The organism is Orrella dioscoreae (assembly GCF_900089455.2).
Lineage (GTDB): Bacteria > Pseudomonadota > Gammaproteobacteria > Burkholderiales > Burkholderiaceae_B > Orrella > Orrella dioscoreae.
Genome location: NZ_LT907988.1, coordinates 3,383,750 through 3,399,841, shown reverse-complemented (window position 1 = coordinate 3,399,841; position 16,092 = coordinate 3,383,750). Strand labels below are relative to the sequence as shown.

The following is a 16,092-nucleotide window of genomic DNA, read 5'->3' as shown; positions in this document are numbered from 1 at the left end:
GGGCGCGGCTAGAATGACTCGCCGCAAGCCTGCCGCCGGCCCGGGTTTCTGCCGGGCCTTACCCTTATGCATCGAGCGCAATGACTGATCCCATTTCCATCGTCGTCGTCGAAGATGACACCGGCCTGCGCGAGGATTTCGAGCGGATGGCGCGCGCCCAGCCCAGCCTGCGCTGGCTGGGCGGCGCAGGTTCGCTGGCCGAGGCGCGCGCGCTGGTGGCCAGGGAGCGGCCGGCCGTGGCCGTGATCGACCTGGGCCTGCCCGATGGCGATGGTTCGGAACTGATCGCGGAATGGAGCCAGTCCGATCCGCCCGTCGCCGCGTTGGTCGCCACCATGTTCGGCGACGAAGCGCACGTGATCCGGGCCATCGAGGCCGGCGCGCGCGGCTATCTGTTGAAGGACAGCGTGCCCGAAGAGTTCGTGCGCGCCATCGGCCTGGTGCATGAGGGCGGCGCGCCCCTGTCCCCGCAGATCGCCAAGCACCTGCTGGCGCGCTTCGTGCCGGCGGCAGCGCCGGCCACCACGCCGCTGCGCGAGTCCGACACGCTGACCTCGCGCGAAACCCACATCCTCAGCCTGATCGCCCGTGGCTTCACCGTATCGGAGACGGCCGAGCAGCTCTTCATCTCCTCGCACACGGCGGCCACGCACATCAAGAACATCTACGGCAAGCTGGCCGTGCGCAACCGCATGGAGGCGGTCAACCAGGCGCGGCTGCGTGGCCTGATCCGCTGATGCGCACCCTGGCCATCGCGCTGGCCCTGCTGCTGGCGGAAATGGTTTTTCTCGTCTGGGATCCCGTGCTGCCGCCCGAGTCGGTGCCGGGGGTGCTGACGCTGACGCAGGGCGAGTTCGTGCGCAGCGACGCGGCCGAGCCGCCTCGTGATGGCTGGGAGCCCGTGCCCTTGCCGGACAGCTGGCGCAAGCGCCGGCCCGATGCAAGCGGGCTGGCGTGGTACCGCGTTGATTTCGTGCTGCCGGCCTTGCCGGCCGAGCCGCTGGCGCTGTATTTGCCGCGCCTGGCCGTGGCGGGCGAGATCAGCTTGAACGGGGCGCTGCTGAACGCGCGCCTGCGTGACGAACGGCCCGAGGGCAGGGAAGTGCAGTACCTGGATGCGCCCTTGTACTTCGTGCTGCCGTCCACGGCTTTCCTGGTTGGCCGCAACGAGCTGCTGGTGCGGATGCTGGGCGACCAGGACATGCGCAGCGGCCTGTCGGCGCCTCGCCTGGGGCCCGTGCCGGTCATGGCGGCGATGCTGGCGCCCCAGCGCCTGCTCAGCACGGCCATGCCCTATGCGCTGGTCATCCTGATGTTGTCCGCCATGGCGCTGGCCTGCGCCTATGCCTATCGGCGCAAGCAGTACGCCGGCATCCAGGTCACCTTGGCGCTGGGGGCGGTGTCGCTGGCGCTGGATCTGATTCCCGAGCTGCCCTTGTCGCGGGGCGACCGCTATGCGGTGCGCGCGGTGGTGTTTGCCGCCATGGTGTGGCTGCTGTGCTTGGCCGCCTATCGGCTGTCGGCCGTGCGCAAGCGCCATTTGCCGTGGGTCATCCACCTGGTGTCGCTGGCCGTCATGCTTGCTTCGGCCGCGACGATCGTGCTGGGGACGGCAAGCGACAAGGTCTGGCTGTATGCCACGCCGTTCTACCCCTTGATCGCGTATGTGCTGGCGTTGCTGTTGGAAACCGCCTGGTTGCAGCGATCGATGCGCTTGGGCCTGCTTGTGGGGGTGGCCGTCATCTGGACGGCAGCGGTCCTGCATTCCAATATGCTGCCTTTCGGCTGGCTGCCCTGGGACAGTTTCCGCTACAACACGGCGGCGGCCGTGCCGCTGTGCGCGATGCTGGTGCTCGTGCTGGCCGAGCGCTTCGTCCAGGACCGCGAAGAAGCCGTGCGCAATCACCGCGCGGCGGTGGGCACGGAGCGGGCCCGCATCCTGCAGGACATGCACGACGGCATGGGCGCGCAACTGATCACCGCCAAGCGCCTGGCCCTGCGAGAAGAGGTGGATCGCAAGGAGCTGGCGCTCGTCATCGACGAGTCCCTGCAGGACTTGCGGCTCATCATCGATTCGCTGGACGTGGCCGAAGGCGACGTGCTGCCCTTGCTGGGCAATCTGCGCTTTCGCCTGGCGCCGCGCCTTGCCGCGCTGGGCATCCACCTGGGCTGGCATGCCGAGGCCGTGCCGCCGCTGGCGGGCCTGAACGCGACAGGGGCACTGTCGATCCTGCGCATCGTGCAGGAGTCGATCAACAATGCGCTCAAGCATGCGCGGCCCACGCACCTGCATATCGAGATCGCCGCCGAAGGCAAGGGCCTGTGCATCCAGGTGAGGGACGATGGGCAGGGCTTCGAGGCCGGGCAGCCGAATGCCGGGCGCGGGCTGGCCGGGATGCGCATGCGCGCGCAACGCCTGGGCGCCTCGCTGTCCGTGGACAGCGAGGCGGGCAAGGGCACGAGGGTGACCTTGCGGGTGCCGCCCCAGCTTGACGGGGCCTAGACGATCCCGCCGTTGGCGAAGACGGTCTGGCCGCTGACCCACCAGCCATCCGTTGCGCACAGCGCCGCGATGGTGTTGGCGATGTCCTCTGGTTCGCCCAGGCGGCGGTGCGGCGTGCGCTGCGCGAAGCCCGCGATCTGCTCGGGTGTCTTGCCGTCGGTGAAAAGCGGCGTGTTCACCACGCCCGGCGCGATCGCGTTGACCGACACCATGCGGCCCGCCAGCTCCTTGGCCAGCACGCTGGCGTACAGGTCCTGCGCGCCCTTGCTGGCGGCATACGGGCCATACGTGGGCGTGCGCATCCGCGTGATGCTGGACGACAGCGCGATGATGCGGCCGTGATCGCGCACGCGCCGCGCCGCCTCGCGCAGCACGTTGAAGCTGCCTTTCACATTGACGGCCATCATCTCGTCGAAGTCCGTGTCGCTCATGTCGCCGAAAGGCGCCAGGCGCATGATCCCGGCATTGCTCACCACCACGTCCACGCCCCCGTGGGCCTTCTCCGTGGCGTCGAAGAGCCGGCGCACGGCGGCCGGGTCGCTCACGTCCGCCTGCACGACGATGGCCCGGCCGCCCGCGGCGCGGATGTCGGCGGCGACGCGCTCGGCGAGATCGCGGCTGCGGAGGTAGTTGACGGTGACGGCATAGCCGTCCTGGGCCAGGCGGCGGACCGTGGCCGCACCGATGCCGCGCGACGAGCCGGTGACAAGCGCGGCCTTGCCCGCGCCCGGCGCTTGTTTGCCTGCCTGCGCAGTGGCGGCCAGTGCCGGGGCGGCCGCGCCGGTGGCGACGGCGGCGGTGGCGACGGCGGCGGTGGTAAGGCTGGCGGCGGCCAGTAGTTGCCGACGGGCCGGCGAGGGAAGGGTGGGGTGAGGCATGCGAGCTCCTTGTCTTGTGTGAGCTGGCAGGATAAAAATGACACTCTCTTTTGGGAAGTAGGCACCGAAAAGTGCTATACATACCTGGAAGTCAGTATGAAAAGATAAGGGTGAACGCATGTCCATCGACCTCGCCAGGCACCACGACATCCAGCGCAAGCTGTCCCAGGCAGATAAACCCGATCCGCGCGTGGAAGCCCTGGTCACGGGGGTGATCGCCCGCGTGGCCGACAAGTGGACCATGATCATCCTGGATGTACTGGCCACGCAGGGGGAACTGCGCTTCACGCAGCTTGCCCGCCAGGTGGACGGTATCAGCCAGAAAATGCTGACGCAGACCTTGCGCGAGATGGAGCGCGAAGGCCTGGTGCTGCGCACGGTGCATCCGGTCGTGCCGCCCCACGTGGAATACCGGCTGACTGACCTGGGCCTGAGCCTGGGCGCGGCGTTCTGCGGGGTGTGGGTGTGGGCCGAGAAGAACCTCGAGACCATCGAGGCGGCGCGCGAGCGCTTCGATGCGCGGCAGCCCGCCAAAGCCTGATCCGGTGGCGGCAAAAAAAACCGCCCGGAAAACCGGGCGGCATCAAGGGGTGTTTCCTGTTGCCTGATCAAGGCGAGAACACCCGCGCTGGCAACCAGGTTGCCAGTTCCGGAATGACGACGACCAGGCCCAGGACGAAGAGCAGCGCGCCCACGAAGGGCCAGCTGGCCCGCACCGTATCCATGAACGTGGTCTTGGCAATGCTTGTCGTGATGAAGAGCAGGATGGCCACTGGTGGCGTCAGGCCCGCGATCTGCGTGATCATGATCATCAGGATGCCCAGCTGCATCGGTTCGAGCGCGAAGGCTTCGCCGATGTAGACGATGGTGGGCACCAGCACCACGACCACCGCCAGGCCGTCCAGCAGCATGGTCAGCAGCAGCATCAACGCCAGCAGGATGAGCAGCATCAGCATCGGGCTCGTGGTGAGGCCGCGCAGGTTGTCCAGCATCAGGTCGTTGAAGTTCAGGTAGCTCAGCATCCAGCCGAGCGCACCCGCCATGCCGATGACGCCCGCCACCATTGCCGTGGTGACCGCGGCATCCACCAGGATCGCGAACATGTCCTTGAGCTTCAGCGCGCGATACCAGAACACGCTGACTGCCAGGCTGTAGACGCAGGCCACCACGCCTGCCTCGGTCGCGGTGAAGATGCCGCCCAGGATGCCCCCCAGGATCACGAAGGGCGCGAGCAGCGCAGGCCACACCTCCACGGTCGAGCGCAGCACCTCCTTCAACGAGGCGCGCGGCAGCACGGCGCGCAGTTCGGGGTAGGCGGGCAGGTAGGACATGCCGTAGATCACCCCCATCAGGCTGACGGCGATCAGGATGCCCGGCAGGATGCCGGCCAGGAACAGCCCGCCGATCGACACGCCGGTCATCGAGCCGTAGATGATCATCGTCATGCTGGGCGGGATGATGGGGCCGATGGTGGCGGAGGCGGCCACGATGGAGGCGGCCATGCCGGGCTGATAGCCCTGCTTCTTCATGGCGGGGATCATGATCGATCCCACGGCCGCCGCTTCCGCCGTGGACGAGCCCGAGACGTTGGCCATGGCCGTGCAGGAAAGCACCGCGGTGTGGCCCAGGCTGCCGCGGATGTGGCCGACGATCTTCTGCGAGAAGCTGATCAGGCCTTCGCTGAGGCCGCCGCGCGCCATGATGGCGCCCGCCAGGATGAAGTAGGGCAGGGCCAGCAGGCTGAAGGAGTCCAGCATCGAAAAGGTTTTCTGCGGCATCAGCGCCGGCACCAGGCCGTCCAGCAGGCTGACGCCGGCCAGGCTGACGCTGGCGATGGCCAGGATGATGGGCACGCCCAGCATGACCAGCACGAGCAGGCCGCCAAAGATGAGTATCAAGGTCACTGTTGCTGCTCCTCGATGTGCTGGGCAGGCGTGGTGGTGTCCGCCGGGCCGTCACGCGACACCAGCTTGATGCAGGCGCACAGGACCAGGTAGGCCCCGCCCGCCAGCATGCCGCTGTACACCCAGGCCATGCTCAGCCCCAAACCGGCGCTTTGCTGGTAGCGCGCCACGCTCATCAGCTTCCAGGTCAGGAAGACGAAGGCGAGGCCCAGCACCAGCCACATCACGTCCACCACCTTGGCCAGCGCGGCGCGCGCGCGGTTCGGGAAGAGATTGGTGATGGCGTCCACGCACAGGTGCGAGCCGCGCTGGTAGGCCACGGGGATGGCGAAGAAGACCAGCCAGATGAAGCTGAACTTCTGCAGCTCCTCGCTCCAGCTGAGCGAGTTGTTCAGCAGGAAGCGGTTGAACACCTGCATGGCGCCCACGACGACCATGACGGCGAAGAGCGCGGCCAGCAGCAGGTGCACCGCAAAATGTATATGTCGCATGACGGACTCCGGCTTGCAGTGACGCTTACTTGGCCTGGCCGTTGGCCTGGTTGCCGGCGTCGCGGATCAGCGTGAGCAGGTCCTCGGCCTTGCGGTCGGCGGCGAACTTGTCCTGGATCTTCACGGCGTTCTGCTGGAACGAGGTCGTGTCGATCTCGTGGACCTGCATGCCGCGGGCGCGCAGTTGATCCAGCGCCTGGGCCTCACGCACGGGCGCCAGCGAGCGGTTGATGTCGGAGGCGAGCTTCACGCCTTGGGCCAGCACGTCGCGTTCCTTGTCCGTGAGCTGCTTCCACTCGTTCAGCGAGCAGGCGAAGATGGCCGGCCCCAGGAAGTGGCGCGTCAGCGCGACGTGCTTGGTGACCTCGTAGTACTTGCCGGTCAGCACCACGGCGGGGCCGTGTTCGAAGCCGTCCAGCACGCCGGTCTGCATGGCCGAGTAGACCTCGCCGAAGGACATCGGCGTGGCGTTCGCGCCCATGGCGTTCAGCGCCTCGATATACACCGGGCTCTGGATGGTGCGGATCTTCAGGCCCTTCAGGTCTTCAGGCTTGGTGACCGGCTTGTTGGCGGTGATGACGTTGCGAAAGCCCCAGTTGGTGAGCCAGCCCACCGTCTTCAGGCCCGACTTCTCCAGCTCGGCCGACAGCTGTTTGCCCACATCGCCGTCCAGCGAACGATTCATGTGCTCGTAGTCCTTCCACAGGAAGGGCAGGTCGACCACGCCCAGGCGGGGCGAGAACGTGTTCAGGATGGCAGTGCCCCCCAGGGCGCAGGTGGCGCCGCCGCCCAATTGCATGCCTTCATAGACCGAGCGCTCGTCGCCCAGGGCATTGTTCGGGAAGATCCGCACGTTCAGCGTGTCGGAATTTTCATTGACGTAGTTGCGGAAGATCCAGGCCGCGATCTGCAGCTCGGAATCCAGCGTGGCCTGCTGGGCGTGCGAGACCTTGATCTCGCGCTTCTTCTGCTGCGCGTGCGCGGGCAGGGTGGACAGGGCCAGGGCCGACAGGGCGGCGGCCAGGGCGAGGCGTTTGAAGGGGGCGCTGCGAGGCATGGCAAGTCTCCTTATTGGCGGGCCGGGCCGGGGATCCTTGCGGTCGTCTTCCCTGGCAACCCTGTTTTTTGGATGCATCGATTAAAACGTTTTAGTAAAACGTTGTAGTGACGAAATCTAGCATGCGTATAAACCGCGAAACAACCAATAATAACTAGGGGAAAACGCTAGAATTGTTCGTCCTTCAGGTGCGTGATACATTCGTCGAGATATAACGATTTACTAGAACGATTCATATGATCCAGCTTCATCATGCCGGTCAGGTGCCGGCGGGGCCGCAAAGGAGACCGGCATGGCCACGATCCAGGACGTAGCCAGGCTCGCCAAGGTATCGATCAGTTCCGTGTCCAACGTCTTGAATGGTCGGACGGAACGCCTGCGCCCCGATACCGCCGAGCGGATCCAGCAGGCCATCCAGTTGCTCGGCTACCGTCCCAACCAGGCCGCCCGCCAATTGAAGACCGGCAAGATGCCCGTCATCGGCCTGCTGGTCCCGTCCACGGCCAACCCTTTCTATGGACAGATCGCCGCGGCGCTCGAGTCCTATGCGCAGACCCGCCACGGCTATCGCGTCATGCTGTGCAACACGCATCGCGACCGTGCGCTGGAAGCCCGCATGCTGGAAGACCTGAGCGGCTTCGGGGTGGCCGCGGCCATCCTGCTGTCGTCCTTCGATGACGAGCGCCATGTCGAGGATGCCGTCGCGCGCGGGCTGGCCGTCATCAGCTATGACCGCGCGCCGGGTACCGCGGGCAACCGGGGCATCGACCATGTCTATGCCGACAATGTCGAGGCCGGACGCCTGGCCGCGCAGCATCTCATCGATCACGGCCACCGCCGCTTGGCCTTCGTGATGCCGGCGGGCCGCACCAACAGCCGCGACCGCAAGATCCAGGGCTTCCTGCGCGCAGCGGGCCAGGCCGCCGAGCCGGTGTCCGCGCAGGTCTATGAAGGCCGCGCCATCACGGCCTATGGGGATTCCGAGCTGGCCGACATCGGTTATGAACTCGGCCAGCGGCTGGCCGCCGAAACCGCCGCGCCCACGGGCGTGGTCACGGTCAACGACACGCTTGCCATGGGCCTCATGGCCGGCCTGCGCGCCGCCGGCAAGCGCGTGCCGGAAGACGTCTCGGTGGTGGGCATGGACAACATGGTGCTGGCGGCCTTCACGTCGCCGCCGCTCACGTCCATCGCCATGCCGGTCGAGCCCATGGCGCAGGCCATGGTCGATCGCGCCGTGCTGCGCATCACCGAGCCTGACGCGCCGGCCGAGCAACTTCGTTTCGATCCCGCGCTGGTGCCGCGGGAATCCGTCAGTCCGCCGCCCGCGGCGCAGCCTTCCGGGAGCAGGGCATGATCCGAGTATTCCTGAACCACAGCCCGCGCATGCGGGAAAACTATTACGGCGAGCAGGCCCTGTCCGGCCTGCGCGCGCTTGCCGACGTGCGGCTCAACGCGCAGGACGCGCCGCTCTCGCCGCGCGAGATGATCGACGCGGCGCAGGGCTGCCAGGTCATCATCGGCGCGCGCGTGCCGGCAGTGCCAGCCGAAGTCTTCGCCAGCCTGCCCGAGCTCGTGGCGTTCTGCCGCGTGGCCGTGGATGTCAGCAATATCGACCTGGCCGCCGCCAGCCAGCACGGCGTGCTGGTCACGCGCGCCTCGCCGGGCTTCGGCCCTTCCGTGGCCGAATGGATCGTCGGCGCCATGATCGACCTGGACCGCGGCATCTCGGATGGCGTGGGCGACTATCGCGCGGGCCGTGCGCCGCGGCCGCGCATGGGACGGCAACTGGCCGGCGCCACGCTGGGCATCGTGGGCTACGGCACCATCGGCCGCTATCTGGCGCGCCTGGGTCTGGCGCTGGGCATGGACGTGGTCGTGCACGATCCCTTCCAGGCCGATGTGGCGCCGTGCCGCCGCGCCGACACGTTGGCGGCCCTGTTGGCGCAATCGGACCACGTGGTCTGTCTGGCCGCGTCGGTGCCGCAGACCGCCAATCTGTTCAATGACGCCGCCTTCGCGGCCATGAAGCCGGAGGCCTGCTTCATCAATGCGTCGCGCGGCGAGCTGGTGGATGACGCGGCGCTGTTGCGCGCGCTGGATGCCGGCCGCCTGGCGGGCTGCGCGCTGGACGTGGGCAGGGCGCCGGACCAGATGCCCAGCCCGACGCTGGCTGCGCACCCGAAGGTCATCGCCTCGCCCCATGTCGGCGGTCTCACGCCGCAAGCCGTGGCGCACCAGGCGCTGGACACGGTCGCGCAGGTGGGGGCGATGCTGCGCGGCGAAGCGCCGGCGGGCGCCCTGAACCTCGACCACGCCACGCGTTTCCGTGAGCGTTTCATGGCGGCGGGCGCGAACCATGCCTGAGGTCCTGGCGCTTCCATCCGGCGCCTGCGACACGCATCTGCATGTCTATGCCCCCGACCGCTACCCCATGCCCGCGCCCGCTGTCGCGCCGGAGGGTGCGCGCTGGGAGGATTACCTGGCGCTGCGCGCCCGCCTGGGCCTGTCGCGCGCGGTCATCGTGCAGCCCGTGGGCTATGGCTTGGACAATCGCTGCACGCTGGATGCCTTGCGGCAGGGCGGCGACGCGGCGCGCGCCATCCTGACCTTCGCCACCGATACCGCCGAGGAACAACTGGCGCAGTGGGATCGTGCCGGCGTGCGCGGCGTGCGCTTCATGATGATCCCTGGCGCGCAATCCTTGCTGGGCTGGCACGACCTGCCGGTGATGGCCGCGCGTATCGCGCCGTGGCGCTGGATCATCAACCTGCAGCTTGATGGCCGTGAATTGCCGGCCTACGAGCCTCTGCTTTCCGCCTTGCCCACGCCGCTGGTCATCGATCACACGGGCAAGTTCCTGGCGCCCGTGGGGCTGGATCACCCCGGCTGGCACAGCCTGTGCCGCCTGCTGGACGCGGGCAATACCTGGGTGAAGCTGTCTGCGCCGTATGAGACTTCCCGCATCGGTGCGCCGGGCTATGACGACGTGGGCCGCCTGGCGGCGGAACTGGCGCGCCGCTATCCCGAGCGCTGCCTCTGGGCCAGCAACTGGCCGCATCCGGGGCAGGCGCGGCGTCCCGACGAGGCGAATCTGCTGGCATTGCTCGGCGTATGGGCGGGGAATGCCCAGGTCCTGCAGCGCATCCTGGTCGACAATCCGGCGGGCTTGTACCGCTACGGGTGACACCGCTCGCCAAGTGTGACGCCCCGCAAGGCTGCGTAACGGACTTTTTCCTGTCATGAAAGGGGTCGCACGCGCCCGATAAGGTTCCCGGCACCATCAACCGGCAAGCAGGGGAATCATGGCGCAGCGACCCAATTTCAACCTGGCCTGGGCGGCCTTCTCGCGAGTCGCCGGCTCGGTCGCCCACGTGGGCCAGGTCATCGGCGGCAAGGTGAAGCGCAATATCGATGGGGGCATCTTCACCAATGCCTGCGCCATCCGCATGAGCTACGTGCTGAACCAGACGGGTTTCCCCATCACGGCCAATGCCGGAGCGGTGTCCTCGGGTGACGGCGGGGCCCGCTATCTGTACCGCGTCAAGGATCTGGTGCCTCACCTCGACGCGCTGTTCGGCAAGCCCGAGCACACCTGCGAGAAGCCGACGGCGGCGAACTTCGCGGGAAAGAAGGGCATCCTGGTCTTTGACGTGTCCATCTGGAGCGATGCCTCCGGCCACGCCACGCTGTGGAACGGCACCATGTGCTCGGACTCGTGCTATTTTGCCGAGTCGACGCGAGCGAGCCTGTGGGAGTTGAAATGAATCGTCGATGGATCATGGCCAGCGTACTGGCCTGGCCGCTGGTGGCCTGCGGGGCGCCCGCCACGCGGGAAGCGCCCCAACAATCCGAGGCGCAGCGCCTGGAAAAATTCGCGGTCAGCCAATGCCTGCAGCGCGCCTTCCCCGATACGTCCTTCGGCGCCGATGCGCGCCGTGCGTCCGGCGCCTATGTCGAACTGGGCTCGGCTGACGCCGACGTCTATGGCGAGATCGCGGCCCTGGTCGGCACGCATCTTGCCAAGCCCTATCAAAGCAAGAGCGGCGAGCCGCTGCACGTCATGCAGTGCCTCGACCTGCTGCAGTCGCCGGCCCTGGCGACGCTGGTCAAACCCTACCGCTAAGCCGTGCGGGGCGCTTCCCGTTACGGTTTTGCTGGCGGATCCGCTTTATGCTGCCTGCATGGATACTCGCACCGACACCGCCACTCCCTTGACCTTGCGCTGGGAGGGGCTGGCCTCCCCCAGCCTGGAACACCTGCACGTGCAGACCCTGGCTGGCGGCACGATCTTCGATGCCGTTGTCGTGATGCAGGCCGACTCGGGCCAGCGCGGCGCCTTGCGGTATCGCCTGCATGTCGACGCGGCCTGGCGCACGCGCCGTCTGTTCATCCAGGAGGTGGGCAGCGCCTGTTCCATCCAGCTGCAGTCCGATGGACACGGGCGCTGGACCGCTGAAGGGGGCGCGCCCTTGCCTGAACTGGCGGGCGCCATCGATGTCGACCTGAGCGTGTCGCCCGCCACCAATACATTGCCCATCCGTCGCCTGGACCTGGCAGAGGGCGCGTCGGCCGAGATCCATGTCGTCCACGTCGGCTGGCCCGGCCTGGCACTGTCGAAGGCGCCGCAGCGTTATACGCGGCTGGCCGGCGGACGGCATCGCTTCGAATCGCTGGACGCCGACTTCCGGCGCGACATCTCGGTGGATGCCGACGGCTTCGTGCTGGACTATCCCGATCTGTTCCGCCGCGCCTGACACGCGCAGCGCCGTCCCCCTACCTGGAGACCCCGCCATGGCCACGCGCACGCCCCCGGCCCGACTTGCCCTGCCAACCGTCCTGGCCGAGCTGCCTGACTGGAGGCAGGTGCCTGGCCGCGACGCCATCGCGCGCCATTTCCGCTTCAAGGATTTCAACGCGGCCTTTGGCTTCATGACACGCGTGGCGATGCAGGCCGAGGCACTGGCTCATCACCCGGAGTGGCGCAATGTGTATGCCGACGTCGAGGTGGTGCTGGCCACGCACGAGATCCAGGGCCTGAGCCAGCGCGACGTGAACCTGGCCCGATGGATGGATGCGGCTTTCCTGCAGATGCGCAACCCTGGCTGATCGGGGGCACGCGTTTCTGGGGGCGCTGCCAGGCCGGGACCGCGGAGGGGTCAGTACACGTCGCGCAGATAGCGCTTGTCGCGCGCCAGTCCCGTCACAAACTCGCCGGCGGCTTCGTCGGACATTGCGCCCTGCCGGGCGACGATCTCGCGCAGCGCGGTGTCCACGTCCCTGGCCATGCGGGACGCATCGCCGCAGACATAGAAGTGCGCGCCATCCTGCAGCCAGGACCAGAGCTGCGCGCCTTGCTCGCGCATGCGGTCCTGGACATAGGTCTTCCGGGCCTGGTCGCGCGAGAAGGCGAGGTCCAGGCGGCTCAGCAGCCCGTCCTGGCGCATGGTGTCCAGTTCGTCCCGGTAATAGAAGCCGCTGTCCGCGTGCTGTTCGCCGAAGAACAGCCAGTTGCGCCCGCGCGCGCCGGTGGCGCGGCGGTCATGCAGGAAGCCGCGGAAAGGCGCGATGCCGGTGCCCGGGCCAACCATGATGATGGGCACGTCGCCTTGCGCCGGCGGATGGAAATGGGCCGACTTCTGCACGAAGACCGGCACGTGGCCGTCCCCGGCGCGATCGGCCAGGAAGGTCGAGGCCACGCCTTTCCGTGCGCGCCGGCCATTGTGATAACGCACGGCCGACACGGTCAGGTGGATTTCCCCGGCATGCGCGCGGGGACTGGAAGCGATGGAGTACAGGCGCGGCTGCATGCGCTTGAGCAGGCCCACAAGTTCCTGGGCGGTCAAGGTCATGGGGGACTCATGCAGCACGTCGGCCAGCTGGCGGCCCCACAGCCAGTGCTTCAGCTCGGCCTTGCGCGGCGCCTCCAGCAGCGCCGCCAACGCGGTGTTGCCGGTGCGCGCGGCGATGCTTGCCAGCGCCTCGGGCGTCGGGCGCGTGATGTCGAAATGGCAGGCCAGCGCCTCGCCCAGCGCCAGTTCGCCCAGCCCGCCGACAGTGACGGGCGCATCCGCGGGCAAGTGCACCAGGTGCAGGATTTCCTCGACCAGTTCAGGACAGTTGCGGGCCCAGACACCCAGGGCGTCGCCCGCTTCGTAGTCCAGGCCGCCCGCTTCCTGCGAGAGTGCGACGCAGCGCGTGTCCTTCGCCGCGCCGGGCCCGCTCAGGCGCGTGTTGCCCAGCAGGCGCGCAGGCGCGGGACTTGCCTTGGTGGCGGCGGTGCCGGACGTCGGCGCGCGCGGGGTGGCGGCATGACGCTCGGCATCGTCCGCCTTGATGCAGGCGATCTGCTGCGTGAGCCAGTTGTCGGCCTGGGGCTGGAAGTCGACGTCGCACTCCACGCGTGGCGCCAGGCGGATGGCGCCCAGCTCGGCCAGGCGCGCATCCAGCCGTCGGCCGTGTCCGCAGAAGCTGTCGTAGTTGCGGTCGCCGAAGGCCAGCACGCCGACGCGCAGGCCGTCCAGGCGCGGCGCGTCATCCGCCTGCAAGGCCTGCCACAGCGCCTGGCCGTTGTCGGGCGGATCACCGTCGCCGAAGGTGCTGGTCAGGCATAGCGCGTACTGGACCTTGGCGAAGTGGGCCACCGGGAAGTCCGCCATGCAGGCGACACGGATATCGAACCCGGCCTCCATGAGCAGGGTGGCGTAGTGTTCGGTCAGCGATTCGATGTTGCCGGTCTGCGAGGCCCACAGCAGTGCCACTTTCGGGCGGCTGCCCACGATGCGCAAAGGTGCCGGGGCCGGGGCGGCGGTGTCGTTGGCCGGCAGGGCGACACGGCTGTAGAGGCCGGCCAGCATGCCGTCCAGCCACACTCGTGCCGAGGGATTGAGCGGCGCCTGGGGCGGCACGACGGGCACGCCTTGCGGGTCGCCGGACAGGGTCTCCGCCGCCCGCAGGCCTGCCAGCAGGCCGCTCACATACAGACGCTCCTGCTCGTCGAGTGGCGGCGGCGCCGCGGGGCCCAGGCCCAGGGCAGCAGAAAGGGCATCCAGCGCAAGCACGGGCGCGCCTGCCGTCGCCGTGGGGGCCGGCAGGGGGGCGGCCCTGCCTGCGTCGTCGGGCACGGCTTGCGGCGCGGCCACGGGGGCCAGCGCCACCGCGCAGAACTTCAATTCGGGCTGCAAGGAGACGGGGTCCACGGCCGTGCTGGTGACGGCGTTCACGGACAGCGCGTCGCCCTGGACATCGTTCCAGTGCATCGGCGCGAAACAGCTGCCCGGCTGCACGCGATCGCTGATGACGGCGGGCAGCACGGCGCGGCCACGCCGCGAACGTATCTCCACCGGGGTCTGGGGCGCGATGCCCAGCGCCGCGGCATCCTGCGGATGGATTTCCACGAAGGGCTTGGGGTTCAGCTTGTTCAGCATGGCCACCTTGCCCGTCTTGGTCATGGTGTGCCATTGGTGCTGCAGCCTGCCGGTGTTCAGCACCAGCGGGTAGTCGGCGTCGGGCAGCTCGGCGGGCGGCGCGTAGGGCCGCGCGTGGAAGCGCGCCCGGCCGTTGGCGGTGGGGAAGCGCAGCGTCCGTTGGCCGTCGGCGTGGCGCACGTAGCGGATCGGATGGCGCAGCCGCGCCTCGCCCGGCGCACAGGGCCACTGGATCGGCGCTTCGCGCAGTGCCGCGTGGCTGGCCCCGCGCAGGTCATAGCCGGTGCGCGGGTTGGCGTGGCGGGTGATTTCCGCGAAGACGTCGGCGGCGGTGTCGTAGCGGAACGCATCGCCATAGCCCAACCCGGTGGCCACGGCGGCAATGATGCGCCAGTCGGGCCAGGCTTCGCCAGGCGGGTCGACGGCGCGCGGCGTCAGCGTCAGGTTGCGCTCGGAGTTGATGAGCACGCCGTCGGCCTCGGCCCACAGCGCGCCGGGCAGCAGGATGTCGGCGTGCCGGTTGGTTTCCGTGTCGAGAAAGGCATCCTGCGTGATGACCAGCTCGGCCGCGCGCAGGCCGGCCGCCACCGTGTCGCGGTCGGGCACGCTGGCGGCCGGATTGGTACAGATGACCCAGCAGGCCTTGATCTCGCCTTGCGCCATGCGTGCGAAGAGATCCACGGTGCCATTGCCTGCGTCCGTGCGCAGCGTGCCGGGCGCCAGCCCCCACGACGCTTCCACTTCCTCGCGGTCGCGCGGATCCAGCGCGCTGCGCTGGCCGGGCAGGCCGGGGCCCATGTAGCCCATCTCGCGCCCGCCCATGGCATTGGGTTGCCCGGTCAGCGAGAACGGGCCGCTGCCTGGCCGGCAGATCTTGCCGGTGGCCAGGTGCAGGTTGCACAGCGCGTTGGTGTGCCAGGTGCCGTGCGTGCTCTGGTTCAGGCCCATGGTCCAGCAGCTCATCCACTCGCCGGCCTCGCCGATCCAGTCGGCGGCCTGGCGGATGTCCTGCTCGGACAGGCCGGTGATGCCAGCGACATGCGCGGGCGCATAGCCGGCCAGGAAGGCGGGCATGTCGTCCCAGCCGTCGGTGTGCGCGGCGATGAAGGCCGGGTCCACGCGGCCTTCGGCGTGCAGAAGGTGCAGCAGGCCGTTGAGCAGCGCCAGGTCCGTGCCTGGCCGGGGCGCCAGGTGCAGGCCGGCCTTCTCGGCCGTGGCGGTGCGGCGCGGGTCGACGACGATGAGACGCGCACCGGCCTTCACCCTGTCCATCATGCGCAGGTACAGGATGGGATGGCAGTCGGCCATGTTCGCGCCGATCACGAAGAACAGGTCGCTGCGGTCGAAGTCCTCGTATGAGCCAGGCGGCCCGTCGGCGCCCAGCGAGAGCTTGTAGCCGCTGGCCGCGCTGGCCATGCACAGCCGCGAATTCGATTCGATGTGTGCGGTGCGCAGGTATCCCTTGGCCAGCTTGTTGGCCAGGTATTGCGCCTCCAGCGACATCTGGCCCGACACATACAGGGCGATCGCGTCCGGGCCATGCGCATCGCGGATGCCGCCCAGCCTGCGCGCCGTCTCGGCGATGGCGTCCTGCATGGGCGTGGGCACGGGGTCCTGGCCGCGCGCGCGGCGCACGTAGGCCTGGCGCAGCCGTCCGGCATCGCTGATCGGCACGTGCGCCGACAGGCCCTTGGTGCACAGCCGGCCCATGTTGCTGGGATGTTCCGGATCGCCTGACACCTTGGCGACCCGACCGTCCTCGACGTGCAGGATCATGCCGCAGCCCACGCCGCAATACGGACAGGCAGTCTTGACTTGGCCGGCAGGCATCG

Annotated in this window: 15 protein-coding genes; 10 read left to right on the top strand and 5 right to left on the bottom strand. The window is 68.4% G+C overall.

The features are described from left to right. Positions 1 to 80: 80 nt before the first annotated feature. Positions 81 to 737, top strand: coding sequence for a response regulator transcription factor (locus tag ODI_RS15820; protein WP_067753774.1), 657 nt, complete (start codon positions 81 to 83; stop codon positions 735 to 737). After that, a complete protein-coding gene (locus tag ODI_RS15815; protein WP_067753771.1) occupies positions 737 to 2,503 on the top strand; it encodes a sensor histidine kinase in 1,767 nt (588 codons plus the stop codon). The genes ODI_RS15820 and ODI_RS15815 overlap by 1 nt, the downstream gene beginning before the upstream one ends. Here ODI_RS15815 and ODI_RS15810 read toward each other — a convergent pair. Then, complete coding sequence (locus ODI_RS15810; RefSeq protein ID WP_067753767.1) at positions 2,500 to 3,381, bottom strand: SDR family oxidoreductase; 882 nt, start codon at positions 3,379 to 3,381, stop codon at positions 2,500 to 2,502. The genes ODI_RS15815 and ODI_RS15810 overlap by 4 nt on opposite strands. A 118-nt stretch (positions 3,382 to 3,499) precedes the next feature. Here ODI_RS15810 and ODI_RS15805 point away from each other — a divergent pair, with 118 nt between their 5' ends. Continuing rightward, positions 3,500 to 3,922, top strand: coding sequence for a winged helix-turn-helix transcriptional regulator (locus ODI_RS15805; RefSeq protein WP_067753764.1), 423 nt, complete (start codon positions 3,500 to 3,502; stop codon positions 3,920 to 3,922). A gap of 67 nt (positions 3,923 to 3,989) precedes the next feature. Here ODI_RS15805 and ODI_RS15800 read toward each other — a convergent pair whose 3' ends face one another. The 3 genes from ODI_RS15800 to ODI_RS15790 are packed head-to-tail and all read right to left on the bottom strand — an operon-like array spanning position 3,990 to position 6,833. Continuing rightward, positions 3,990 to 5,285 carry a TRAP transporter large permease gene (locus ODI_RS15800; RefSeq protein WP_067753762.1) on the bottom strand — a complete coding sequence of 432 codons (1,296 nt, stop codon included), beginning with the start codon at positions 5,283 to 5,285 and terminating at the stop codon, positions 3,990 to 3,992. Beyond that, positions 5,282 to 5,776, bottom strand: a complete 495-nt coding sequence (locus ODI_RS15795) for a TRAP transporter small permease (protein ID WP_082985306.1) — start codon at positions 5,774 to 5,776, stop codon at positions 5,282 to 5,284. Before ODI_RS15795 ends, ODI_RS15800 begins: the two co-directional genes overlap by 4 nt. 25 nt (positions 5,777 to 5,801) lie before the next feature. Continuing rightward, on the bottom strand, positions 5,802 to 6,833 hold the full coding sequence (locus ODI_RS15790; RefSeq protein WP_067753756.1) for a TRAP transporter substrate-binding protein: 1,032 nt from the start codon (positions 6,831 to 6,833) through the stop codon (positions 5,802 to 5,804). 292 nt (positions 6,834 to 7,125) lie between these two features. On the opposite strand from ODI_RS15790, the gene ODI_RS15785 reads away from it, so the two are divergent. The 7 genes from ODI_RS15785 (at position 7,126) to ODI_RS15755 (ending at position 11,942) form a co-directional block, all read left to right on the top strand. Further along, positions 7,126 to 8,190, top strand: a complete 1,065-nt coding sequence (locus ODI_RS15785; protein WP_067753753.1) for a LacI family DNA-binding transcriptional regulator — start codon at positions 7,126 to 7,128, stop codon at positions 8,188 to 8,190. Further along, a complete protein-coding gene (locus ODI_RS15780) occupies positions 8,187 to 9,200 on the top strand; it encodes an NAD(P)-dependent oxidoreductase (RefSeq protein WP_067753750.1) in 1,014 nt (337 codons plus the stop codon). Before ODI_RS15785 ends, ODI_RS15780 begins: the two co-directional genes overlap by 4 nt. Continuing rightward, positions 9,193 to 10,020: an amidohydrolase family protein gene (locus ODI_RS15775; protein ID WP_173719665.1), complete on the top strand. Its 828-nt coding sequence runs from the start codon at positions 9,193 to 9,195 to the stop codon at positions 10,018 to 10,020. The genes ODI_RS15780 and ODI_RS15775 overlap by 8 nt, the downstream gene beginning before the upstream one ends. Positions 10,021 to 10,138: 118 nt before the next feature. Then, positions 10,139 to 10,600, top strand: a complete 462-nt coding sequence (locus ODI_RS15770; RefSeq protein ID WP_067753747.1) for a type VI secretion system amidase effector protein Tae4 — start codon at positions 10,139 to 10,141, stop codon at positions 10,598 to 10,600. Beyond that, the gene (locus ODI_RS15765) at positions 10,597 to 10,959 is read left to right on the top strand and encodes a T6SS amidase immunity protein Tai4 family protein (RefSeq protein ID WP_082985304.1); all 363 of its coding nucleotides are present in this window, start codon (positions 10,597 to 10,599) and stop codon (positions 10,957 to 10,959) included. The genes ODI_RS15770 and ODI_RS15765 overlap by 4 nt, the downstream gene beginning before the upstream one ends. 58 nt (positions 10,960 to 11,017) lie before the next feature. Next, entirely contained in the window at positions 11,018 to 11,590 is a 573-nt protein-coding gene (locus tag ODI_RS15760; RefSeq protein WP_067753817.1) for a putative glycolipid-binding domain-containing protein, read from the top strand. A 37-nt stretch (positions 11,591 to 11,627) separates the two neighbouring features. Then, positions 11,628 to 11,942: a 4a-hydroxytetrahydrobiopterin dehydratase gene (locus ODI_RS15755; RefSeq protein ID WP_067753741.1), complete on the top strand. Its 315-nt coding sequence runs from the start codon at positions 11,628 to 11,630 to the stop codon at positions 11,940 to 11,942. 50 nt (positions 11,943 to 11,992) lie between these two features. On the opposite strand, the gene ODI_RS15750 is transcribed toward ODI_RS15755, so the two are convergent. After that, on the bottom strand, positions 11,993 to 16,090 hold the full coding sequence (locus tag ODI_RS15750) for a bifunctional nitrate reductase/sulfite reductase flavoprotein subunit alpha (protein ID WP_067753815.1): 4,098 nt from the start codon (positions 16,088 to 16,090) through the stop codon (positions 11,993 to 11,995). Positions 16,091 to 16,092: the final 2 nt, after the last annotated feature.

Coding starts and splice junctions, on each gene's coding strand:
- ODI_RS15780 (WP_067753750.1), top strand. CDS start 8,187: ATGATCCGAGTATTCCTGAACCACAGCCCGCGCATGCGGGAAAACTAT.
- ODI_RS15765 (WP_082985304.1), top strand. CDS start 10,597: ATGAATCGTCGATGGATCATGGCCAGCGTACTGGCCTGGCCGCTGGTG.
- ODI_RS15785 (WP_067753753.1), top strand. CDS start 7,126: ATGGCCACGATCCAGGACGTAGCCAGGCTCGCCAAGGTATCGATCAGT.
- ODI_RS15820 (WP_067753774.1), top strand. CDS start 81: ATGACTGATCCCATTTCCATCGTCGTCGTCGAAGATGACACCGGCCTG.
- ODI_RS15790 (WP_067753756.1), bottom strand. CDS start 6,833: ATGCCTCGCAGCGCCCCCTTCAAACGCCTCGCCCTGGCCGCCGCCCTG.
- ODI_RS15815 (WP_067753771.1), top strand. CDS start 737: ATGCGCACCCTGGCCATCGCGCTGGCCCTGCTGCTGGCGGAAATGGTT.
- ODI_RS15775 (WP_173719665.1), top strand. CDS start 9,193: ATGCCTGAGGTCCTGGCGCTTCCATCCGGCGCCTGCGACACGCATCTG.
- ODI_RS15760 (WP_067753817.1), top strand. CDS start 11,018: ATGGATACTCGCACCGACACCGCCACTCCCTTGACCTTGCGCTGGGAG.
- ODI_RS15755 (WP_067753741.1), top strand. CDS start 11,628: ATGGCCACGCGCACGCCCCCGGCCCGACTTGCCCTGCCAACCGTCCTG.
- ODI_RS15750 (WP_067753815.1), bottom strand. CDS start 16,090: ATGCCTGCCGGCCAAGTCAAGACTGCCTGTCCGTATTGCGGCGTGGGC.
- ODI_RS15805 (WP_067753764.1), top strand. CDS start 3,500: ATGTCCATCGACCTCGCCAGGCACCACGACATCCAGCGCAAGCTGTCC.
- ODI_RS15770 (WP_067753747.1), top strand. CDS start 10,139: ATGGCGCAGCGACCCAATTTCAACCTGGCCTGGGCGGCCTTCTCGCGA.
- ODI_RS15810 (WP_067753767.1), bottom strand. CDS start 3,381: ATGCCTCACCCCACCCTTCCCTCGCCGGCCCGTCGGCAACTACTGGCC.
- ODI_RS15795 (WP_082985306.1), bottom strand. CDS start 5,776: ATGCGACATATACATTTTGCGGTGCACCTGCTGCTGGCCGCGCTCTTC.